Origin of the sequence: Terrabacter sp. GCM10028922 (genome assembly GCF_042666095.1) — a bacterium.
Classification (GTDB): domain Bacteria; phylum Actinomycetota; class Actinomycetes; order Actinomycetales; family Dermatophilaceae; genus Terrabacter.
Map to the genome: position 1 here is coordinate 86475 of NZ_JBHTFG010000007.1, position 22155 is coordinate 108629.

Annotated in this window: 22 protein-coding genes; 15 read left to right on the top strand and 7 right to left on the bottom strand. The window is 71.5% G+C overall.

The genetic code is table 11. The features are described 5' to 3' along the window. The first annotated feature begins 40 nt into the window (after positions 1–40). Positions 41–1216: a hypothetical protein gene (locus ACFQU3_RS07905; RefSeq protein ID WP_385908439.1), complete on the top strand. Its 1176-nt coding sequence runs from the start codon at positions 41–43 to the stop codon at positions 1214–1216. 44 nt (positions 1217–1260) lie between these two features. On the opposite strand, the gene ACFQU3_RS07910 is transcribed toward ACFQU3_RS07905, so the two are convergent. Beyond that, complete coding sequence (locus tag ACFQU3_RS07910; protein WP_385908441.1) at positions 1261–2832, bottom strand: aminopeptidase P family protein; 1572 nt, start codon at positions 2830–2832, stop codon at positions 1261–1263. A gap of 143 nt (positions 2833–2975) precedes the next feature. On the opposite strand from ACFQU3_RS07910, the gene ACFQU3_RS07915 reads away from it, so the two are divergent. The 9 genes from ACFQU3_RS07915 (at position 2976) to ACFQU3_RS07955 (ending at position 11519) form a co-directional block, all read left to right on the top strand. Further along, the gene (locus ACFQU3_RS07915; RefSeq protein ID WP_385908443.1) at positions 2976–4541 is read left to right on the top strand and encodes a threonine/serine exporter ThrE family protein; all 1566 of its coding nucleotides are present in this window, start codon (positions 2976–2978) and stop codon (positions 4539–4541) included. A gap of 86 nt (positions 4542–4627) precedes the next feature. After that, the gene (locus ACFQU3_RS07920) at positions 4628–5182 is read left to right on the top strand and encodes a MaoC family dehydratase (RefSeq protein ID WP_385908445.1); all 555 of its coding nucleotides are present in this window, start codon (positions 4628–4630) and stop codon (positions 5180–5182) included. A 227-nt stretch (positions 5183–5409) separates the two neighbouring features. After that, complete coding sequence (locus tag ACFQU3_RS07925; protein ID WP_385908447.1) at positions 5410–6369, top strand: type IV toxin-antitoxin system AbiEi family antitoxin domain-containing protein; 960 nt, start codon at positions 5410–5412, stop codon at positions 6367–6369. A 218-nt stretch (positions 6370–6587) separates the two neighbouring features. Beyond that, on the top strand, positions 6588–7478 hold the full coding sequence (locus ACFQU3_RS07930) for a PHP domain-containing protein (protein ID WP_385908449.1): 891 nt from the start codon (positions 6588–6590) through the stop codon (positions 7476–7478). Continuing rightward, entirely contained in the window at positions 7475–8089 is a 615-nt protein-coding gene (locus ACFQU3_RS07935; protein WP_385908451.1) for a MarC family protein, read from the top strand. Before ACFQU3_RS07930 ends, ACFQU3_RS07935 begins: the two co-directional genes overlap by 4 nt. Before the next feature lie 106 nt (positions 8090–8195). Continuing rightward, the gene (locus ACFQU3_RS07940; RefSeq protein WP_385908453.1) at positions 8196–9092 is read left to right on the top strand and encodes a RecB family exonuclease; all 897 of its coding nucleotides are present in this window, start codon (positions 8196–8198) and stop codon (positions 9090–9092) included. Further along, positions 9085–9756, top strand: coding sequence for a maleylpyruvate isomerase N-terminal domain-containing protein (locus ACFQU3_RS07945; RefSeq protein ID WP_385908455.1), 672 nt, complete (start codon positions 9085–9087; stop codon positions 9754–9756). The genes ACFQU3_RS07940 and ACFQU3_RS07945 overlap by 8 nt, the downstream gene beginning before the upstream one ends. Positions 9757–10000: 244 nt before the next feature. Then, positions 10001–10693 carry an FkbM family methyltransferase gene (locus ACFQU3_RS07950; RefSeq protein ID WP_385908457.1) on the top strand — a complete coding sequence of 231 codons (693 nt, stop codon included), beginning with the start codon at positions 10001–10003 and terminating at the stop codon, positions 10691–10693. Between the two features lie 13 nt (positions 10694–10706). Then, the gene (locus tag ACFQU3_RS07955) at positions 10707–11519 is read left to right on the top strand and encodes a ParA family protein (protein WP_385908459.1); all 813 of its coding nucleotides are present in this window, start codon (positions 10707–10709) and stop codon (positions 11517–11519) included. A gap of 146 nt (positions 11520–11665) precedes the next feature. On the opposite strand, the gene ACFQU3_RS07960 is transcribed toward ACFQU3_RS07955, so the two are convergent. Together ACFQU3_RS07960 and ACFQU3_RS07965 are read right to left on the bottom strand one after the other, a co-directional pair. Continuing rightward, positions 11666–12205 carry a pyridoxamine 5'-phosphate oxidase family protein gene (locus tag ACFQU3_RS07960; protein ID WP_385908461.1) on the bottom strand — a complete coding sequence of 180 codons (540 nt, stop codon included), beginning with the start codon at positions 12203–12205 and terminating at the stop codon, positions 11666–11668. Positions 12206–12409: 204 nt separating this feature from the next. Beyond that, positions 12410–14287, bottom strand: coding sequence for a DEAD/DEAH box helicase (locus ACFQU3_RS07965; RefSeq protein ID WP_385908463.1), 1878 nt, complete (start codon positions 14285–14287; stop codon positions 12410–12412). A 239-nt stretch (positions 14288–14526) separates the two neighbouring features. Between ACFQU3_RS07965 and ACFQU3_RS07970 the strand changes: the two genes are divergently transcribed. Further along, a complete protein-coding gene (locus ACFQU3_RS07970) occupies positions 14527–15219 on the top strand; it encodes a ferritin-like fold-containing protein (RefSeq protein WP_385908465.1) in 693 nt (230 codons plus the stop codon). 118 nt (positions 15220–15337) lie between these two features. On the opposite strand, the gene ACFQU3_RS07975 is transcribed toward ACFQU3_RS07970, so the two are convergent. The 4 genes from ACFQU3_RS07975 to ACFQU3_RS07990 all read right to left on the bottom strand — a co-directional run bounded on the left by ACFQU3_RS07975 (position 15338) and on the right by ACFQU3_RS07990 (position 17263). Next, entirely contained in the window at positions 15338–15601 is a 264-nt protein-coding gene (locus ACFQU3_RS07975) for a GlsB/YeaQ/YmgE family stress response membrane protein (protein WP_385908467.1), read from the bottom strand. Positions 15602–15769: 168 nt separating this feature from the next. Continuing rightward, positions 15770–16042: a GlsB/YeaQ/YmgE family stress response membrane protein gene (locus ACFQU3_RS07980; RefSeq protein WP_385908469.1), complete on the bottom strand. Its 273-nt coding sequence runs from the start codon at positions 16040–16042 to the stop codon at positions 15770–15772. Positions 16043–16298: 256 nt separating this feature from the next. Next, positions 16299–16520: a DUF3107 domain-containing protein gene (locus ACFQU3_RS07985; protein ID WP_385908471.1), complete on the bottom strand. Its 222-nt coding sequence runs from the start codon at positions 16518–16520 to the stop codon at positions 16299–16301. A 56-nt stretch (positions 16521–16576) separates the two neighbouring features. Next, a complete protein-coding gene (locus ACFQU3_RS07990) occupies positions 16577–17263 on the bottom strand; it encodes a TetR/AcrR family transcriptional regulator (protein WP_385908473.1) in 687 nt (228 codons plus the stop codon). Between the two features lie 114 nt (positions 17264–17377). Here ACFQU3_RS07990 and moeB point away from each other — a divergent pair, with 114 nt between their 5' ends. From moeB to katG, 4 genes are all read left to right on the top strand, one after another. Further along, complete coding sequence (moeB, locus tag ACFQU3_RS07995; protein ID WP_385908475.1) at positions 17378–18556, top strand: molybdopterin-synthase adenylyltransferase MoeB; 1179 nt, start codon at positions 17378–17380, stop codon at positions 18554–18556. A gap of 41 nt (positions 18557–18597) precedes the next feature. Further along, positions 18598–19320 (top strand): MGMT family protein, encoded by a 723-nt coding sequence (locus ACFQU3_RS08000; protein WP_385908477.1) that lies wholly within the window; start codon positions 18598–18600, stop codon positions 19318–19320. A gap of 79 nt (positions 19321–19399) precedes the next feature. Further along, entirely contained in the window at positions 19400–19828 is a 429-nt protein-coding gene (locus tag ACFQU3_RS08005; RefSeq protein ID WP_385908479.1) for a Fur family transcriptional regulator, read from the top strand. Between the two features lie 71 nt (positions 19829–19899). After that, the gene (katG, locus tag ACFQU3_RS08010) at positions 19900–22083 is read left to right on the top strand and encodes a catalase/peroxidase HPI (RefSeq protein ID WP_385908613.1); all 2184 of its coding nucleotides are present in this window, start codon (positions 19900–19902) and stop codon (positions 22081–22083) included. Positions 22084–22155 lie beyond the last annotated feature (72 nt).

Sequence of the window (22155 nt, forward strand, 5' to 3'; positions counted from 1 at the left end):
TGTCCTTCTGGGTGACGGATCCCCGACGAAGGAGTCCCCGATGCAGTCCCGCAGCTCCACGCCGTATGCCGTGCGCCACGTCCTCGTGACAGGTGCGGCGGTCAGCGTCCTCGCCCTCACGGCGTGCGGATCGACCCCCACTCCCGGCGCGACCGGGGACGCCGTCGGGACGCTTCGTCCGATGACGACCCAGCCGATGGGCCCGGACGGCGCCCTCGACTGTCCCGCCTCGCTCGCGTCGGCAGAAGGGATGACGGTCCCGGAGAAGCCCCAGGGCGTCGACGGCTCCGCGCGGCTGCTGCCCGACCGCAAGCCGCAGTCCTTGGTCGTCTGTGGCTATCCCGTCATGGACGTCATGGCGACCAGGCCCCTCGCCGCCCCCTTCAGGCTCCAGAAGCGAACGGTCGCCACCGAGGCCCAGCGCGCCGAGGTCGTCGACGCGCTGACCTGGGCCCCGCGGTGGAACAAGCTGCCCCGCGCGTGCACGGCGATGGCCGGCAACGAGACGGCATACCTCGTCGGGGTCGCGTACGGCGACGCGATCGTGTGGGTGGCGGCGAAGGCCGACGCGAACTCCTGCTCCACGTCCACCAACGGCGACTTCACGTCGGGCGCTCCGCTCGGCGTCACGCTCGACGGGATGTTCGGGGCGCGGCGCCCACCGTCCGAGGTCGCGGGTGCGTGCAACACCTGGTCGTGGGGCCGGCTCGGCGACGACCGATCCCTCGCCCCCGACGGCGACCCCCGGGTGACGGTCTGCCGCACGTCGGCCAGCGGCGCGACGAAGGCGACCCAGCTCGACGGCTCGCAGTCGGCCGAGGTCGTCAACGCGCTGCGCGCGCTCGCCACGCGTCCGACGGGCCAGACCTGCGAGGGCTCGGGCAAGGCCACGGACTCCCGCTTCTCGCTCGTGCTCACGTATGCCGTCGGGCCGGCCGTGCGCATCAACGTCGACCCCGAGTGTGACCCCGCGGTCCTCGGTTCGAACCTCGAGAGCGTCGACGCGGGCGACCTCGTGGAGCTCGTCGAGCAGTGGAGCCCGCCGATCCCCGGACCCGACCCGAACGGCTCCGTCTCGTCCGACGGCTCGGTGGTTCCCGGGGCCCCGGGCGCTCCCGACGCCACGACCGAGGCGCCCGGCTCGACGGGCGGCGGCACGGGCGGCAACCCCGGCATGGAACCGGCACCACCGAGCGACGTCCCCATGACGCGCTGACCGCCCGCCCCCTGACGCACCGAACGCGGCGTTCGGGTCTGTGGTCAGCCCTGCGCGGAGGCCGACCAGATGCCGGCGATCCACTGCTCGACGTCGGCGCTGCTGCGCGGCATGGCGGCCGAGAGGTTCTCGCAGCCGTCCTCGGTGATGAGAACGTCGTCCTCGATGCGCACGCCAATCCCGCGGAACTCGGCGGGGACCAGCTCGTCGTCCGCCTTGAAGTAGAGACCCGGCTCGACGGTGAGGATCATGCCGGGCACGAGCTCGGCGTCGGAGTACTCCTCGCGGGTGGCGAGAGCGCAGTCGTGGACGTCGAGGCCGAGGTGGTGGCTCGTGCCGTGGACCATCCAGCGCCGGTGGTACTGCCCGTGGTCCTGGTCGAGCGTGCCCTCGACGTCGACGCCCTCGGGCAGCAGGCCCCACTCGTGCAGGTGCTCGGCGATGACACGGATGGCTGCTGCGTGGACGTCGCTGAACATGTTGCCGGGCTTGCAGGCGGCGATCCCCGCCTCCTGGGCGGCGTACACGGCGTCGTAGATCGTGCGCTGCGCGTCGGTGAACGTGCCGCCGACGGGCAGCGTGCGGGTGATGTCGGCGGTGAACAGCGAGTCGACCTCGACCCCGGCGTCGAGGAGCAGCAGGTCGCCGTCCTTGATGTCACCGGTGTTCTTGATCCAGTGGAGCGTGTTGGCGTGGTCGCCGCTCGCGCAGATGGAGTCGTAACCGACGCCGTTGCCGTGGTGACGGGCGTGCAGACCGAAGACGCCCTCGACCCAGCGCTCGCCGCGGCCGCGCCGGACCGCCTCGGGCAGGTCGGCGATGACGGCGTCGAAACCCTTGTGGGTGCCGTCGACGGCGTCGCGCATCTGCTCGACCTCCCACTCGTCCTTGACGAAGCGCAACGTCGACAGGAAGTGGGCGAGCTGCTCGTCGGCCTCGCGCTCGCGGTCGACGCGGGCCTCGGACTCCGCGGACCCCTCCGTCTGCGCGGCCGCATCGCGGGCCCGGTCGACCTGGGCCGCGATGTCGACGTCGGCGTCGCGCACGACGCGGACCGTGACCGCGCCGGCGTCCTTGCCGACGGCGTCGTCGAACTCGTCGATGTGGCGGGCCGTGACGCCGAGCTCGGACTCGATGTCGGCGAGCGTCGTGCGTGCCCCGACCCAGAACTCGCCGTAGCGGGAGTTGCCGAAGAACTCCTCGGTGTCGCGGTCGGCGAGCGGGCGGAAGTAGAGGATCGCCTCGTGCCCACCGGTGCCGCCGCTGCCATCGGCGCCGCCCGTGCCCTCGCCGTTGCTGTCGCGCGGCTCGAGGACGAGGACGGCGTCGGGCTCGCGGTCACTGCCCAGGCCGGTCAGGTGCGCGAACGCGCTGTGCGGCCGGAACACGTAGTCGGTGTCGTTGCTGCGCACCTTGAGGCCACCGGCCGGGACGACGATGCGCTCGCCCGGAAAGGCGGCGCTCACGGCGTCACGGCGACGCGCTGCGTGGTCGGCGACCTCGGCCCGAGGGGTCACCTCGGTGCTGCGAGGCGCCCAGCCGCTCGCGACGAACGCCCGGAACTCCTCGGTCGTCGGGCGCTTGCGGCTCGGAGAGCTCTTCTGGTCTTCACTCATCACCCCGACATCGTGTCACGAAGCCGAAGAGCCGCCGCACCCGGTTTTCGGTCGCTCCCAACGGTGCGTGACTGCTGGAGACCGGTGCCCCGGCACCCCGTGGGGGTACCGGCGCGGGAAGGCGCGCGGCATACAGTCTGGGGGTGGCCACCATCGACCGAACGTCCCGGCCGACGACCGCCCACCGCAGCCTGCCGTCGCTGCGGGCGAGCACGAGGCGGGCGATGAGACCGAGCGGGCCCCCCACCGACGAGATCCCGATCTGGACCAGCCCCGACGGCGTCGACGCGCACACGGCGCTCGCCGTCATCGACCTCGCGATGCGGGCCGGGGTCGCGATGATCGCGACCGGTGCCGCCGCGGCCGACGTCACGGCGACCGTGCTGACGCTGACGAAGGCGTACGGTCTCAGCTCGGTTCACGTCGACGTCACGTACACCTCGGTCACGGTGTCGTACCACCGCGGACCCAACGCCGACCCGATCACCGTCCTGCGCATCGTCCGCTTCCGCGTCCAGGACTACACCCGGCTCGAACGGCTGCGCAGCCTCATCGTCGACCTGTCCCAGGACCCCGTCGCGGTCGACGAGGCACGGGTGCGGTTCGACTCCGTCATCACCGCACCCCACCCGTACCGGCGCTGGCTCGTCACCGTGGCCGGCGGTGTCCTCGCCGCCGGGGCGGCGGCGCTCGTCGGGGCCGGTGTCTTCATCGTGGCGCTCAGCTTCGTCACGGCGACCGTCGTCGGCCGGGTGCTGACGTGGCTCACCGGCGCAGGCGTCGCGGCCTTCTTCGCCCAGATCGTCGGCGCGGCGATCCCGACCGCGGTCGCGACCCTCGTCGTCGTGGCGCAGTCCGCCGGCGTCACCGTCTTCGGGGACGTCTCACCCTCGCTCGTCGTCGCGTCGGGCATCGTGCTGCTCCTGTCCGGGCTCTCCGTCGTCGGTGCGGCCGAGGACGCCCTCGCCGGCTACTACGTCACGGCCGGGGCGCGGGCCTTCGAGGTCGTCGTCCTGTCGCTGGGCATCGCCGTCGGCATCTCGATCGTGCTGTCGCTCGGCAAACGGCTCGACTACCCGATCGCGATCAGCTCGCAGACCCTGCTCACCGACGACATCGGCATCCAGATCGGCTGCGCGGTCGTCATCGCCGTCGCCTTCGCCGTCATGTCCTACTCGAGCGGCAGGGCCGTCGTGGTCGCCGGAGTGGCCGGTGGCCTCGGCTGGGCCATCCTCGCGTTCGCGGAGCGGGTGCTCCAGCTCGGCGCCGTGACGGGGTCGGCGACCGCCGCGCTGGTCGTCGGCTTCACGGCCCGGCTCGTCGCGCGACGGCTCACCATCTCCGCGCTGGCCGTCACGACCGCCGCGATCGTGCCGCTGCTGCCGGGGCGGATGGCCTACGTGGGCATCTCGCAGGTCGTCACCGACCCCGACGGCAACGGCTTCGCGGTCGGGGTCCCGAGCCTCGTCCAGGCCTTCGGCCTCGGCCTCGGCCTCGCCGCCGGCGTCTCGCTCGGCACCTACTTCGCCGGACTCCTCGTCGCGAAGCGCCACGGCGTGCGGCCCCGCCCCGCCGCCGGCGCGACCCTGCTCGTCGACCCCGAGCCCGTCGCCGGAGTCAGCACCGCGCCCGTGCTCTCGGACACCGGTGACCTGACCGGGGTCGTGGCGTCCTCCGAGCCCGAGCCGGGGGCCACCGAGCGACCGTGAGCAAGCACACGGCATACGGCTGTGTTCGTATGCCGTGCGCTCGGGCAGGCTAGGGGCCGTTGGCTTTCCGTGGGTGAGGAGTGGACATGCAGTTCGGGCGCAGCTACGAGGAGTTCGAGGTCGGGGCCGTCTACAAGCACTGGCCGGGCAAGACGGTCACCGAGTACGACGACCACCTCTTCTGCCTGCTGACGATGAACCACCACCCGCTGCACCTCGACGTCAACTACGCGACCGAGACGACGCAGTTCGGCGCGAACGTCGTCGTCGGCAACTACGTCTACTCGCTGCTGCTCGGCATGTCGGTGCCGGACGTGTCGGGCAAGGCCATCGCGAACCTCGAGATCGAGTCGCTGCGGCACGTCGCGCCGACCTTCCACGGCGACACGATCTACGGCGAGACGACCGTGCTCGACAAGTGGGAGTCGACCTCGAAGGACGACCGTGGCGTCGTGCACGTCGAGACGATCGGCTACAAGCAGGACGGCACCGTCGTGTGCATCTTCCGGCGCAAGGTCATGGTGCCGAAGTCGAGCTACCTCGAGGCCCGGGGAGGCGAGCAGCCCGGCCGCCCGACCCCCGTGCCGGACCGGAACTGGCCCGGCCCCGCCGCCACACCGGGTGCCCCCACCGAGCCCTGACCCCACCTAGCCCTGATCCCCGCCACCCCGACCCCGCAACCCCTGACCCCGCAACCCCTGACCCCGCAACACACCGAGCAACCCGCAACCCACCGCGATCGGACCCGGGTGTGTAGCGGGTTGCTCGGTGTGTTGCGGTCGTCCACAGCCCTTGTCGGGTGGCCTGGCCTGTCCACAGGTCCAGCGTGGGCGCGGCAAGCCCCGGGTATGCCGTCGACGCTGGCGCCATGGACGAGCGACTTCAGGCTCTGGCCGGCCGGCAGTCCGGCGCGTTCTCGGCGGGCGAGGCCCTCTCGATCGGCTGTGACGAGCGTGACCTGCACCGGTCGGTCCGGGTCGGCGAGCTCGTCCGGGTCAGGCGCGGGGCGTACGTCGCGGCCCGTGTCTGGGCGGACGCCGACACAGACGAGAGGTACCGCCTGACGTGTCTCGCCGTCGCCAGGTCGCGACCCGGTGACGTGTTGAGCCACCACGCCGCCCTGGCCGTGCACGGGCTGCCGTTGTGGGACCACGACTCCGGCCGCATCGACCTTCTGTCGTCGGTGCGACAGGCGGTGCGTCGAGGTGCGGTCTGGGTCCATCCGGCGTCGGGGACGACGGGGGAGGACGTCGGTGGCCTCGCGGTCGTGTCGCCGGCGAGGGCGGTCGTCCGGTCGGCGCTCACGATGGGTCGTGACTGCGCCGTGGTTGCTGGTGATGCAGCCCTGCATCGAGGGCTGGTGGACCGTGCGGAGCTGTTGGCGGAGGTGGCGCGCGTGTCGCCGCACGAGGGGCGTCGGCGCGCATTGGAGGCCGTGCTCAGCATGGACGGGCGCGCCGAGTCGGTGGGGGAGTCCCGGACCCGGCTCGTGCTCGACGACCTCGGACTGGCGCACGAGAGCCAGGTCGTCATCACCGATCCGGACGGGCGGTTCGTCGCGCGGGTCGACTTCCTCGTCAACGGGGTCGTGCTCGAGTTCGACGGGCGCCTGAAGTACGAGAGGGCGAGGGACGAGCAGGACGAGGCCGCGACCGACCCGTCCGAGGTCCTCTGGCTCGAGAAGCTCCGCGAGGACCGCGTGCGTCGCCTGGGCCATCCCTTCGAACGCGTGGTGTGGAGCGAGCTCGCCCGACCGGGCCTGATCGGCGCCCGCATCCGCGCCGCGAGCGCCACCACCGTCCGCGCCAGCCACCGCCCGACCGCCTGAACGACCGCCTGACCGACCGCCTGACCGACCGCCTGACCGACCGCCTCACCGGCCGCCTGAGCGGCTCGTGACACGCGGTTCATCGCAACACACCGAGCAACATCCAGCGCACCGGCATCCGATCCCGGTGCGCTGGTGGTTGCTCGGTGTGTTGCGGGGTTCTGGGCGCGGTGTCGTCGGTGGCGGGCACAGGCACCTCACGCCCCTACGCTTGGGGCGTGACACCGACGGGGAGGCCGGCCGATGCCGGCGCGAGACCGGTCATCGACCTGCACACGCACTCATCGGCCAGCGACGGCACCGACACGCCCGCTGAGCTCGTCGCGGCCGCGGCCGCTGCGGGTGTCGAGGTGCTCGCCATCACCGACCACGACACGGTCGCCGGCTGGGACGAGGCCGCCGAGGCCGCCGCGCGGCATGGCGTGGCGCTGGTGCGTGGCATCGAGATCTCCTGCGCGTGGCGACATTCCTCGATCCACCTGCTCGGCTACCTCACCGATCCGGACGACCCGCCGCTCATGGCCGAGCTGGCCCGGGCTCGCAGCTCACGGTCCACGCGCCTGGCGCGGATGGTCTCGCTCATGGCGGCGGACGGCATACCCCTGACCTACGCGGAGGTGCTCGCGCAGGTCGCGCCGGGCGCGACTCCCGGGCGGCCGCACATCGCCGACGCACTCATCGCCAACGGCACCATCCGGCACCGCGACGAGGCGTTCCGCGAGTGGCTCGGTGACGACTCGCGCTACTACGTCGGCCACTACGCGCCCGAACCAGTCCGGGCCGTCGAGCTCGTCCGCGCCGCAGGCGGCGTGCCGGTCATCGCCCACCCCTTCACGCGAACGCGGTCGGGCGGGCTGGACGACACCCTCGTCGAGCGGATGTGCGAGGCGGGGCTCGCGGGGCTCGAGGCCTACCACCGTGACCACGGGCAGGCGGAGGTCGCTCGGGCCACCGGGCTCGCGGACCGGTTCGGCCTGCTGCTCACGGGATCGAGCGACTACCACGGCAAGGGCAAGCGAAACCGACTCGCGGAGAACACGACTCGCCCAGAGGTCCTCGATGCGGTGGTGGCCGCCTCCAGCGGGGTCACGGAGGTGCTGAGCCCGTGAGCTGGTTCGACATGACGATCTTCGTCAGCACGTTCATCACGCTCACCGTGATCCTCGACCCGCCGGGTGCCGTACCGATCTTCCTCGCACTGACCGGGTCGCTGACGAAGACGCAGCGCAACGTCGCAGCCCGGCGCGCCTCGCTCGTCGCGGTGTTCGTCATCGCGATGTTCGCGCTCTTCGGCCAGAGCATCCTCGACTACCTGCACATCTCCATCGCCGCCCTCCAGGGCGCCGGCGGGCTGCTCCTGCTGCTCGTCGCGCTCGAGCTGCTGACCGGCAAGGAGTCCGACTCCCTCGCGGATGCCGGTGTGAACGTCGCGCTCGTGCCGCTCGGCACGCCGTTGCTGGCCGGCCCCGGCGCCATCGTCGCGACGATGCTCGCCGTCCAGCGGTCTGACGCCGCAAGCGAGTACGTCGCCGTCGCAGCCGCGCTGGTGGCCGCGATGCTCCTCGTCTACCTGGTCCTGCGCTTCGCGGGACAGGTGCGCGGGCTGCTCCGCGAGAGCGGCACGATGCTGCTGACCCGCATCGCCGGTCTGCTGCTCTCGGCCATCGCCGTGCAGATGGTGGCCGACTCGGTTCGGGCGTTCGTCTCCGGACAGAGCTGACACCGACGAGGCGCCCGCTCTTCCCGCGCTGCGGGTCCGGCGATCGGGCCGTGACGCCTGTGCACGGGTCCGTCGGCGTGTCGCCGCTCCGACGTAGGGTGGCCGCGTGAGGAACGCGCCGGCCGAGCAGACGAGCTTCGCGGGCATGCCCACGCCGCTCTACTCGGGTTCCCCGTCGCGACTGCTCGCCTGGCTCGACTGCCCACGGCGATACCGCATGCAGTACCTCGACCGGCCCCGTCCGCAGGCTCGTGCGCAGCGGGCGCACACCTCGGTCGGCATCGCGACCCACAACGTCCTGCGTGACTTCTGGGACCTCCCGGCGTCCCAGCGCACGCCGGCCGGGGTCGCGGAGCTCGTGCGCACGTCGTGGATCGACGTCGGTTTCCGCGACCCCGAGCAGTCCGCGGCCTGGCGCCTGCGGGTGCGTGACGCCGTCACGGAGTACCTCCGCCGCAGCGACCGCGAGCGCCAGCCCGTCGGCATCGAGCGCAGCGTGTCGCTCAAGACCGACGAGATCGCCGTCACGGGACGCGTCGACCGCCTCGACGACCGTGACGGTGAGCTCGTCGTCGTCGACTACAAGACCGGTCGGCAGGTGCCCACCGACGACGACGCACGCACCTCACTGCCACTCGCGCTGTATGCCGTCGCGTCCTCGCGGATGTTCAGACGTCCGTGCCATCGGGTCGAGCTCCACCACGTGCCGAGCGGCACCGTCGCCGTGCACGAGCACACCGACGAGTCCTTGGCCCGCAAGGTCGCCGAGGCCGAGTCGATCGCCTCCGACCTGCGTCGAGCCGACGCCGACTTCAAGGACGTGGGGGTCGAGTCGGCGCGCTTCGAGGCCCGCACGTCCGCGATCTGTTCGTGGTGCGACTTCCGCGCCCACTGTCCCGAGGGTCAGCGGATGGGACCCGAGAAGTCTGACTGGGCCGGGCTCGAACCCGCCGGCTACGACGCCACCCCGGATGCCACTCCACAGGAGCGTGACGATGCCTGACCTCGACGCGACCGCAACCGCGCCCGACGTCCGGGACGTGCGGGCTGCCTTCCTCGCGGCCACCGACCACGTCGTCGCGATCGTCTCCCGCGACGACGTCGCCGCAGCGTGGGACCAGCCGAGTGCCCTGCCCGAGTGGAGCGTCGGCGGGCTCGTCGCGCACCTCGCGAGCCAGCCGGCCACAGCGGTGCGGCTCCTCAGGGCGGAGCCGGCGACCGACGCGATTGCCCTCAGCGAGCACTACGCCAGGTCCGCGTGGGTCTCGGCCGCCCTCGACGACGAGGTCAACGTGTCGATCCGGGCGGGAGGTGACGAGCAGGCGGCTCTCGGCCGCGACGAGGTGCTCGCCGGCGTGCTGGCGGCGCGCGAGGTGCTGCCCGAGCTGCTCGCGTCGCAGCCGGCCGAGCGGGCAGTGCTCATCCCGTGGGCAGGCTGGGCGCTGCGACGCGACGACTTCCTCACCGGACGGATGATGGAGGTCGTCGTGCACGGCGAGGATGTGGCGGCGAGCGTCGGCTTCGAGTCGCCGCCCCTGCCCGACTCCGTGCTCGAGCCCGTACTCAGGCTCCTCACCGGGCTCGCGGTCCGGCGCCACGGCCAGGGCGCAGTCGTGTCCGCACTGACCCGGTCGGAGCGGTCCGCCGGCTCGATCTCCGCCTTCTGAACGCATCGCCAGCGCACCAGTACCCGCCGGAACGCGCCACGCCCGCCCCACCGACCACTACGGTGGGCAGGTGCCCAGCCTGGCGGCGATCCGAGACGTTTACGCGCGTCGGGGCCTGCGGGGTGTGCTGCATGCGGGGCGGAGGTGGTGGCGCCGCCGGGTGAACAGACGGCGCGGCGGTGCCAGCGCTGTGTCGGGCGCGCGTGCGGCCTCCACGTCCTCGTCGCGCGCGGTGGCTTCTCCCATGATGGTCGACCTGGCGACGGCCCGGGCCTGGTTCGACGCGAGGCGGCCGACCTACGAGGCGCTCGTCGACGCCGTCGCCGGCTACCTGCCCCGCGACGGCGTGGTGCTCGACGTGGGAGCCAACATCGGGTTCTTCACGGTGGTGCTGACCGAGCGCGCCGGGTTCCGCGGCACCGTCCACCTCTTCGAGCCCGTCCCCAACCTGGCCGACCTCTGCGCGCAGACGGCCCGCACCCTGCCGTGCACAGCCGTGGTGCACCGGGTGGCGCTCGGCGACGAGACCGGCACGGCACGGATCTTCGTCGCCGGCGACGGCAACCTCGGGTGGAACACCCTCGTCGCGGAGAAGGCCCACCCGGCCACGATGGCCGCCCTCGAGATCGACGTGGTGCGCTACAGCGATCTCGGCCTGGACGCAGTGCCGGACCTTGTGAAGATCGACGTCGAGGGCGCGGAGTACCGGGTGCTGCGTGGCCTGCTGCCATCGATCCACCTGTGGTCGCGCCGTCCGCTCATCCTCTGCGAGATCGGGTGGGGCCCGACCCACCCGGCGTGGAGCGAGCAGCTCGTCGTGTTCGACCGGCTCATCGACCTCGGCTACGAGACCCGTGACCTCGCGGGGGCTTCCCTCGACGTCCGGACGCTCACGCGGACGACGGACGTCCTGTTCGTCCCCGTCACGAGTGCCTGACAGACTGGGCCGCATGGTGCCACGCCCCCCGAAGAGCGCGCCCGCCGCGCCCCGCCCAGACGGTCGCGCACCGACGACGATCGCGCTCGCCAACCAGAAAGGTGGTGTCGCCAAGACGACCTCGGTCGCGAGTCTCGGAGCCGCCCTCGCCGAGCACGGGCTGAAGGTCCTGCTCGTCGACCTCGACCCGCAGGCGTGCCTCACCTTCTCGCTCGGCGTCGACCCCGACACCGTGGAGCGGTCCATCCACGACGTCCTGACCGGCGCCGCCGCCGTCGACGAGGTCGTCCTGACCTGCGACGAGGGCGTCGACCTCGTCCCGTCCGCCATCGACCTCGCCGGCGCAGAGGCCATGCTGCTGCCACGACCCGGACGCGAGTACGTCCTGCGCTCGGCCCTCGAAGGGGCCGACACGGCATACGACGTCGTCCTGCTCGACTGCTCGCCAAGCCTCGGAGTGCTGACCCTCAACGCCCTCACAGCGGCCGACGGGGTCATCATTCCGATGCCTTGCGAGATGCTCAGCCACCGCGGTGTCGGGCAGCTGCTCGACACCGTTGCCGACGTGCAGAAGATCCTCAACCGCGACCTCGAGGTCTGGGGCATCCTGCCGACGCTCTTCGACGGTCGGAGCAACCACGCGCGCGAGGTGCTGGCCGACGTGGGCGAGCGCTACGACCTGCCCGTGATCGAACCGCCCATCCCCAAGACGGTGCGTTTCGCCGAGGCCCCGGCGGTGGGCCGCTCGATCCTCTCCACGGCCCGCACGTCGAAGGGCGCCCAGGCCTACCGCGACGTCGCCGCCTCACTGCTCGCACGGTTGTGACCCGCCTGATCGACGTTCTCGACGCACTCCTGCGCAACACACCGAATAGCTGCCGACACCCCGGGTCCTGGACCCGGGGTGTTGCGTGTTTCTCGGTGTGTTTCGAGGGAAGGCGGTCTCAGCCGAGGGCTCTCAGCCGCGGGCGCTCAGCCGAGGGCGGGGAGACCGTCGATGGATGCCGCGTTCTTGGTCGCGCGGTAGGCGGCGAGGCCGTCGTCGCCGCGGTTCTCGGACCAGCGGGTCAGCAGGTCGCGGTCCCCGTCATGGCTCATCAACGGGACGGCGTAGCCGCAGGAGTCGGAGACCCGCTCCACCTCGACGACGACGACGCCACGCGCGCCGGGGTGGTGAGTGAAGAGCGTTCGGTACGAGTCGAACTCGGCGTCTTCCAAGGCCACGTAGCGGCCACTGCCATGCAGCCGCACGATGTTGGGCGGGCCCTCGAACGCACAGAACATGATCGTGACGCGACCGTTCTCGCGCAGGTGCGCGACCGTCTCCGAGCCGCTGCCGGTGAGGTCGAGGTATGCGACCGCGTGCTCACCGAGGACCCGGAACGTGTCGAGGCCCTTGGGCGAGACGTTGACGTGTCCGTCGGCAGATAGTGGCGCGGTCGCGACGAAGAACAGGTGCTGCGCCTCGATGAAGGCGCGCAGTCGCCCGTCGATGCGTTCGTGGAGCTTCATCTCGGTGCCTCCCCGGTGTGCCTCGGGTGCTCGTCCCCGTCAGCGTAGGAGCACCGCGCCATCCAGCCACGGCGCCGACCGCACCGTGGACCGGTCGACGGGGCTCGACCCGGCCGGGACGTGCGAGGGCCCGGGGGCCGCGCACCCAGAGGTGCGCGGCCGGCCCGGGCCCGTCACGTGCTCACCTCAGCGGCGAGCCGAGTGTCATTCCGCCGAGCTGGTCGCCGCAGCGGACTCCCCGCGGCCGGCTCCGCCACGCCGGCGACGCCGGCGAGGCGGACGGGACTGGCCCTCGCCGTCGTCGGAGCTCGCACCCGCGGGGGCCGACGACTCGTCACCCGGCGTGCCCTCGCCCGCGGCCCCCGCAGCGGCGGCGCCGGCGCCACGCGTACGCCGGCGGTTGCGGCTCCGGCGCGGACGGCTCTCGTCGGACTCGGGGGACGCGTCACCCTCGGCAGGACCGTGCTCAGCCGAGCGTGAGCGGCCACCATCGCGGTGGCCACCCTCGCGGTGACCCCCGTCGCGGTGGCCACCATCGCGCTGGCCGCCGTCGCGCTGCCCGCCGCGGCCGGTCGCGCCGCGCCCGGCACCTCGGCCGTGGCGCTTGCCCGTCTCGCCGAGGTCCTCGATCTCCTCGGCCCCGAGGCCGGCGAGCTTCTGCTGCGACCTGCGCAGGTGGCCCTTGGCGTCAGTCGGGATGTCGAGGTCGGAGAAGAGGTGGTCCGAGCTCGAGTACGTCTCCTGCGGGTCTGGGATGCCGAGGTCGAGCGTCTTGTTGATGAGCGCCCAGCGGTGCAGGTCGTCCCAGTCGACGAACGTCACCGCGACACCGGTGTTGCCGGCGCGGGCCGTGCGACCGATGCGGTGCAGGTAGGTCTTCTCGTCCTCGGGGCACTGGAAGTTGATGACGTGCGTGACGTTCTCGACGTCGATGCCGCGGGCTGCGACGTCAGTGGCGACGAGGATGTCGACCTTGCCGTTGCGGAAGGCGCGCAGCGCCTGCTCACGCGCGCCCTGGCCAAGGTCGCCGTGGATCGCCGCGGCCGCGAAGCCACGCTCCACGAGCTCGTCGGCGACCTTGGCGGCCGTACGCTTGGTGCGGCTGAAGATGATCGTCAGTCCGCGGCCGTTGGCCTGCAGCATGCGCGAGAGCATCTCCACCTTGTCCATCGCGTGCGCGCGGTAGACGAACTGCTCGACGGCCTTGACGGTGTGGGCGTTCTCGGTGTCGTCGCCCATGGCGCGGATGTGGGTGGGCTGCGACATGTAGCGGCGCGCGAGGGCGACGATCGCGCCCGGCATCGTCGCGGAGAAGAGCATCGTCTGGCGCGAGCCCGGGGTGAGCGACATGAGGGTCTCGACGTCGGGCAGGAAGCCGAGGTCGAGCATCTCGTCGGCCTCGTCGAGCACGACGGTGCGGGCCTGCGACAGGTCCAGGTGGCCCTGCTTGGCCAGGTCGATGAGGCGCCCGGGGGTGCCGACGACGACCTCGACCCCGGTCTTGAGGGCCTCGATCTGGGGCTCGTACGCGCGGCCGCCGTAGACCGTCAGCACACGGATGCCGCGCTTGCGGCCGGCTCGCTCGAGGTCGCCCGAGACCTGGACGGCGAGCTCGCGCGTCGGTGCGACGGCGAGCGCCTGCGGCTTGCCGGGGCGCGTCAGCGACTCGAAGGCGTCGTCGCCCGGGGCGACGACGCGGTTGAGGATCGGCACGCCGAAGCCGAGCGTCTTGCCCGTTCCGGTCTTGGCCTGGCCGATGATGTCGTGGCCCCCGAGGGCTACTGGGAGCGTCATCGCCTGGATCGGGAACGGCGTGACGATGCCGGCCTCGGCCAGGGCGGCGACGATGTCCGGGTGGACGTCGAAGTCGGCGAAGGTCGGGGCGGGAACGACGGGCTCGGCAGGAGGCTCCGGCGGCAGGCCAGCAGCGCTCTCGTCGGCATCGTCCTCCACGTCGAGCACGTCGGCAGGAGTCTCGGCTCCCGTGTCGCTGACCGTGTCGGTGACGGTCTCACTGACGGTGGGCTCGGGCGCGTCCGTGGCGACCCCTGCTTCGGCGGGGGTCTCATGGGGCTGGGTCATGGGTATCTCTCGATCGGCACGAGCACCCCGGGTGTTAGCGGGAGCTCAGTGGCGCGTGACGGGCCGATCGGAGACTGTCAGGGACGGTGGGTGGCTCTCGCGGTGCGGGCTCCACCGGTGCGCGGGGAGTCCGCGAGCACCATCTGGGCAAACCATCGGGCCGACCGGGCACCGAGTTGTCAAGCCCACTCTACCGGCAAGCGGGCAGAAGGCCTGAAACCAATCACTAGATTGGGCGCATGAGCGACGACGCGACGCCCGAACCGACCGACGAGCCCGGCTACCTCGCCGCGGTGACCGACCTCCTCGGAGCGCTCGCGTACGGCGAGCTGCGAGCCTTCAGCCAGCTGGCCAAGGATGCGGAGCTCGCGCCCACGCTGCGCCACAAGTCGGCAGTGGCGCTGCTCGCGGCGCACGAGCTGAAGAACTACACCGTGCTCACCGAGCGCCTCCGGTCGCTGGGGGTCGAGCCCGAGGCGGCGATGGAGCCCTTCGTGCCCGCGGTCGACGCCTTCCACGAGCGCACGAGCGCCAACGACTGGCTCGAGGGCCTCGTCAAGGCCTACGTCGGCGAGGGCATCGCCCAGGACTTCTACCGCGAGATCGCGCGCTACGTCGACGACGACACCCGTGACCTCGTCGTCAGCGTGCTCGAGGACACCGGGCAGGCCGACTTCGCCGTCACGGTCGTGCGTGAGGCGATCACCGCCGACGCCCGCGTCGCCGGCCGGCTCGCCCTGTGGGGTCGTCGTCTCGTGGGCGAGGCGATCACCCAGGCCCAGCGGGTCGGCGTCGAACGCGACGCGCTCGCGAGCATCCTCGTCGGTGCCCCCGGCCGGGCCGGGGCCGACCTGGCCGAGCTCGGCCGGATGTTCGCCCGGCTCACCGACGAGCACTCCCGACGGATGGAACGTCTCGGGCTGTCCGCCTGACCCGGCCGTCCCGCGGCGGCCGCCGGCGGGCCCGACCGGGCGGACCGCATTCGTCCTGCCCTGGCGAACGACGAAGGGCCCGACCGGCGGCCGGGCCCTTCGCTCGTGATCCAGTGGGTCAGACGGCCTTGTTGGTCATACGTCCGTAGATGACGATGATCACGGCGGCGACGACCGCGCCGAGGATCAGCGGGATCCAGGCGATGCCACTCTGGTTGGAGTAGCCCAACTGCCGCACGATGAGGGTCACGAGGACGTTGGCGACGATGCCGATGAGGATCGTCACGACGAGCGAGATGTCCTGCTTGCCGGGCACGAGCAGTCGACCGAGGGCACCGATGATGGCACCCACGACGATAGCCCCGATGATGGTTCCGATCATGTGACGCTCCTTCTGGTCGCGGTTGGCGACCGCTCGGTCCGCAAGGGGTGGCGGACATCACTTCCTACATCTTCAATGTGCCATTGCTTGGGGCTGGAGTGGTGGATGTGGCCCCGCCATTTCCGGCGAGCACACCCCAGCGGTGGGACGGTCTGGCACCGGCCGGGGTCAGCGGGTCTGGCGGTTGCCCGTCACCATGCCGTAGCCGACGATGAGCGCGGCCGCCACGACGACGCCGATGAGGCCGGAGATCCAGTCGATGCCCTTGGTGTCGTCGACCCCGGTGGCCTTGTAGTAGATGAAGGCGCCGATGAGCGAACCGATGGCGCCGAGGATCACCGTCAGCAGCACGCTCATGTCCTGCCTGCCGGGGAGCACGAGTCGGGCGAGCGGTCCCACGATCGCTCCCGCGACGAGGGCCATCAGGATGGTTCCGATCATGTCTTCGCTTCCTCCTTCGAAGCCCGGCGGGCGGGCGGCGACGATCCGGTGGTCCCGGCTCGTTCTCAGACGACACGTACCCGCCGCGCACGGATGTCCCACGCCCGGACGGCCGGGCGTTCGGCCGTCGACCGGTCGACACGACGGCGCGGCATGCACGAGGCCGCCGACCGGAACCGGTCGGCGGCCTGGATGACCCGTGGCGTACCGCGTGCTGGGGCGGGTTCGCTTGCGGGAGTGTGCTCCTCGTATGCCGTCAGTGGGCGCCGAATCCGACGCCGGCCTTGCGCTCGGCACCCGTCGTGACGTAGCCGATCGAGGCGGACGGGACGATGACGCGTCCGCCCTTGTCGTCGGTCAGCTCGAGGGCGTCGGACCCGAGAGCTGCCCTGACTGCCGCGAAGATCTCGTCGGTCGTCTGCGTCGTCTCGAAGGTTATCTCGCGTGCCACGTTCTGCACGCCGATGCGGACCTCCACGTCAAACCTGCTTTCTCAGTTCGGGTGGACGCGGTCGGCCGCGTCCAGTCGTCACCTTAACCAGCGCCGGTGCCGACGGATTCCCGGGTCGCCTCGCCGGCCCTCTCGCCGTCGGTCCTGTCGGTCTTGCCGACAGCCGGGAAGGCGCCGAAGCCGCGGCGGATGAGCGCGGCCGTGATGCGGACGGCGGTCTCCTTGGACAAGGTCGCCTCGTGGGTCAGCCAGTGCCGCGCCGACGTCTGGGCGAGGCCGACGAAGGCGACGCCGACGAGGACGGCCTCCTCCTGGTCCATCGAGGTCTCGCTGCGGATGATCTCCGCCATCGCCTCGGCGCACGTGAGGTCGATCTGGTCGAGGCGCTTGCGGACCTCGGGCTCGTTGGCGAGGTCGGACTCGAAGATGAGGCGGAAGGCGGCGCCCTCCTGACCGACGAAGTCGAAGTAGGCGCGAGTCATCGTGTTGATGCGCGCCTTGTTGTCCGGGAGCGTCAGCGCGTCACGGACGAGCTGCTCCAGCTCCCCCGTGTGCTGGTCGATGAGGGCGAGATAGAGCTCGAGCTTGCCCGGGAAGTGCTGGTAGAGGACCGGTTTGGAGACCCCGGCCCGCGCCGCGATGTCGTCCATGGCGGCCGCGTGGTAGCCGTTCTCGACGAAGACGCCGAGGGCGGCGTCGAGCAGCTGGGCACGCCGCTCCGATCGGGGCAGCCGCTGGCCGCGGCCGGTGGCGATGGTCTCGTCTGCCATGCGGATCCTCTGCGTGTGGCCTGCTGGGCCCACGCGTCTCTCGTCGGTGCTCGGCGCCCGCCCCCGCGGGACGACCCTGTCGTTTCTCACCATACCGAGCAGTACGGTGTGGGCATGTCGACGGATCCGCTGGTCAAGACGGGTCGGGCCCTCAGCAAGGCCGAGACGACGAGGTATGCGCGTCACGTCCTGCTGCCCGACGTGGGCCGTGACGGCCAGGAGCGGCTCGCGGCCGCGCGGGTCCTCGTCGTCGGTGCGGGCGGCCTCGGATCGCCTGCCCTGCTCTACCTCGCGGCGGCCGGAGTCGGCACGATCGGCGTGGCCGACGCCGACGTCGTGGACCTGACGAACCTGCACCGCCAGGTGATCCACTCCGACGCCGACATCGGCCGTCCCAAGACGGAGTCGGCCGAGGCGGCGGTGCGCCTCGTCAACCCGCACGTCGCCGTCGTGCGCCACGACGTCGCCCTCGACTCCTCCAACGCCCTCGAGATCATCGGCGGCTACGACCTCGTCGTCGACGGCACCGACAACTTCCCGACGCGCTACCTCGTCAACGACGCGTGCGTGATGCTCGGCAAGCCCCACGTCTGGGGCTCGATCCTGCGCTTCGACGGGCAGGTCTCGGTGTGGTGGGCCGGGCACGGGCCCTGCTACCGATGCGTCTTCCCCGACCCGCCACCGCCCGGGTCCGTGCCGTCGTGCGCCGAGGGTGGGGTGCTCGGGGTGCTCTGTGCAGCCATCGGCTCGGTCCAGTCGACCGAGGCGATCAAGCTGCTTCTCGGCATCGGCGAGCCGCTCGTCGGCCGGCTCATGGTCCATGACGCGCTGCGCCAGACGTGGGACACCCTGACGGTGCGCGCGGATCCCGAGTGCCCTGTGTGCGGTGACGACCCGACGGTCACCGAGCTCATCGACTATGTCGAGTTCTGCGGCGTGCCCGGCGCGGCGGCGCACGACGAGGGTGACCTGCCGACGGTGACGGTGCGCGAGATGGCCGACGAGCTCGCGGCCACCGACCCGCCGCTTCTCGTGGACGTGCGTGGCGAGGAGGAGCGCGCCATCGCATCCATCCCCGGCGCCGTCCCGATCCACCTCGACCGCTTCCGGTCTGGTGAGGCGTTCGACGAGCTGCCTTCGGACAGAAGGGTTCTGATCCACTGCAAGGTGGGCGCTCGCTCGGCCGAGGCGACGCGACTGGCCCTGCGGGCGGGGCTCACCGACGTCGCGAACGTCGAGGGCGGCATACTCGCGTACCTGCGGGAGATCGACCCGACCCAGCCGGAGTACTGAGCCGGCTGCGTACCGACGAGGACGACTGTGAGAGGACGCCCGTGTCGCTGGAGGACCACGCCGAGCGCGTCCTCGACCTCGTCGCGACGATCCCCGAGGGGCGGGTTCTGGCCTACGGCGACATCGCCAAGCGCCTCGGTGGCATGGGGGCGCGCACGGTCGGGACCGTGATGAGCAGGTATGGCTCCGACGTGCCCTGGTGGCGCGTCATCCGTTCCGACGGCAGGCCGCCGCAGGGGCTCGAGGACGAGGCCGTCGAGCACTGGCGCGCCGAGGGCACGCCGATGGTGCGCGGGCTCGTCGACGGCGGCCGCGCCGACATGGGGCGAGCACGGTGGGACTTCGGGGGATCCGCCGCCACAAGGAGTGCCGGGTCCCGCGGCGGGCTGCACCACGTCGAGATCTGGGTCGACGACATCGTCTCGGCCGGCCGTGAGTGGGGCTGGCTGCTCGCTCGGCTCGGCTACCACCTCGGCGACGACTGGGGCCACGGGCAGGCGTGGGAGCTCGGTTCGCTCTATGTCGTCATCGAGTCGGGTCCCGACGTCGTCAAGGGCCGGCACGAGCGGAAGCGTGCGGGACTGAACCACCTTGCGTTCCATGGCGGTTCCCGTGCGGAGGTCGATGCCGTCGCGAATGCCTGTGGCGAGGGTGGGTGGACGCTCATGTTCGCCGACACGCACCCGTATGCCGGTGGACCGCAGCACTACGCGGCCTACCTCGAGAGCGGCGAAGGCTTCGAGGTCGAGCTCGTCGCGGGGTGAGGGGGCCGGCCGCGAGTTCGCGGTTTCGAGGGGCGAGTCAAGACTTGATTTGTTCAAGATAACGCGCCACACTCGCCGCATGGCCGGGATCGATGTCGAAGCGTTGCTACGGCGCTCGGCCCTGCGCGTCACACGCCCCCGCGTCGCAGTCCTCACGGTCCTCAGCGACCACCCCCACGCCGACACCGACTCGATCATCCAGCGCGTCCGCGAGGCCGTCGGAGACGTCTCGCACCAGGCCGTCTACGACGTCCTGCGTGCCCTGACGGCGGTGGGCCTCGTGCGCCGCATCCAGCCGGCCGGGTCCGTCGCGCGCTACGAGGTGCGCGTCGGCGACAACCACCACCACGTCGTGTGCCGCTCGTGCGGCTCCATCGCCGACGTCGACTGCGCCGTCGGCCACACCCCCTGTCTCACGGCATCCGACGACCACGGATTCGTGATCGACCAGGCCGAGGTGACGTACTGGGGCACGTGCCCGCAGTGCGCCACCACGGTCGCCTCCTGAAGTTGCCCATCCACGAAAAGAAGGACGTTCCCGTGTCTGAGCTGCACCACCCCAACGCCGAGGTCGGCGAGATGAACGAGCCGGAGGCGGCCAAGTGCCCCTTCGGCGGGGACCGCACCACCCGGCCCGCCGGCACGGGCAACCGTGAGTGGTGGCCCAACCGCCTCAACCTCAAGGTCCTCGCGAAGAACCCCGCCGTCGCGAACCCCCTCGGCGAGGAGTTCGACTACGCCGCCGCGTTCAACGGCCTCGACCTCGCCGAGGTCAAGGCCGACATCGCCGCCGTCATGACCGACTCGCAGGACTGGTGGCCCGCCGACTTCGGCCACTACGGCCCGTTCATGATCCGCATGGCGTGGCACAGCGCCGGCACGTACCGCGTCCAGGACGGGCGCGGCGGTGCGGGCGCCGGCCAGCAGCGGTTCGCCCCGCTCAACAGCTGGCCCGACAACGGCAACCTCGACAAGGCCCGCCGCCTGCTGTGGCCGGTCAAGAAGAAGTACGGCCAGAGCATCTCGTGGGCCGACCTCATGGTCCTCACCGGCAACGTCGCCCTCGAGTCGATGGGGTTCACGCCCTTCGGCTTCGGCGGCGGCCGCGAGGACGTCTGGGAGCCCGACGACGACGTGTACTGGGGCTCCGAGACCGAGTGGCTGGGCGACGAGCGCTACACGGGCGAGCGTGACCTCGAGAACCCGCTCGCCGCGGTCCAGATGGGCCTCATCTACGTCAACCCCGAGGGCCCCAACGGCAACCCCGACCCGCTCTCCTCGGCCCGCGACATCCGCGAGACGTTCGGCCGCATGGCGATGAACGACGAGGAGACCGTCGCCCTCATCGCCGGAGGCCACACCTTCGGCAAGACACACGGCGCGGCCGACCCGCTGAAGTACGTCGGCACCGAGCCCGAGGGCGCCCCGCTCGAGGAGCAGGGCCTGGGCTGGAAGCAGTCCTACGGCACCGGCAAGGGCAAGGACGCCATCACCTCGGGCCTCGAGGTGACCTGGACGCCCACGCCGACCCAGTGGGACAACACGTTCTTCGACGTGCTCTTCGGCTTCGAGTGGGAGCTCTCCAAGAGCCCTGCCGGCGCACACCAGTGGGTCGCCAAGGACGCCGAGGCGATCATCCCGGCACCCGACGAGGGCGGTGCGAAGCGTCTGCCCACGATGCTGACGACCGACCTGGCACTCCGGGTCGACCCGGCATACGAGCGGATCTCTCGCCGCTTCCACGAGAACCCCGCCGAGTTCGCCGACGCGTTCGCGCGGGCCTGGTTCAAGCTGACGCACCGCGACATGGGCCCCGTGGCGCGCTACCTCGGTCCCGAGGTGCCGCAGGAGGAGCTGCTCTGGCAGGACCCCCTGCCGGAGGCGCAGGGCGAGCCCGTCACCGCCGAGGACGTCGCCGCGCTCAAGCAGCGGATCGCCGACACCGGCCTCAGCGTCACGCAGCTCGTCAAGGCCGCCTGGGCCTCGGCCTCGACCTTCCGCAGCAGCGACAAGCGTGGCGGTGCCAACGGTGCACGGGTGCGCCTCGAGCCGCAGGCCGGCTGGGACGTCAACGACCCGGCGGAGCTCGCTACGGTGCTGCGCGCCCTCGAGGGTGTCCAGGCCGACTTCAACGGCCAGTCGACCCGCAAGGTGTCGCTCGCGGACCTCATCGTCCTCGGCGGCAACGTCGCGGTCGAGCAGGCGGCCGCGGCCGGTGGCGTGACCGTCGAGGTGCCGTTCCGTCCGGGTCGCGTCGACGCGTCGCAGGAGCAGACCGACGTCGAGTCGTTCGGCTACCTCGAGCCGCGCGCCGACGGCTTCCGGAACTACCTCGGCAAGGGCAGCAACGTCCCCGCGGAGTTCCTCCTCGTCGACAAGGCGAACCTGCTCGGGCTCTCGGCCCCGCAGCTGACCGTCCTCGTCGGAGGCCTGCGCGTTCTCGGCGCCAACACGGGCGGCTCGACCGTCGGCGTGCTGACCGACCGGCCCGGCACCCTGACGAACGACTTCTTCGTCAACCTGCTCGAGCTCGGCACGACGTGGACGCCGAGGTCCGAGGCCGCCGACGAGTTCACGGCGACGAACGCCGCGGGCCAGCAGACGTGGACCGGTAGCCGCGTCGACCTCGTCTTCGGCTCGAACTCCGAGCTGCGCGCGCTCGCGGAGGTCTACGCCAGCGACGACGCGAAGGAGAAGTTCGTCCGTGACTTCGTCGCCGCGTGGTCGCAGGTCATGGAGGCGGACCGCTTCGACGTGAAGTGACACGTTGACGTGATGTTGGACGTGACGGTTGACGTGACGCGTTGACCGACGCATGAGGGGCCCGGGCCGGCG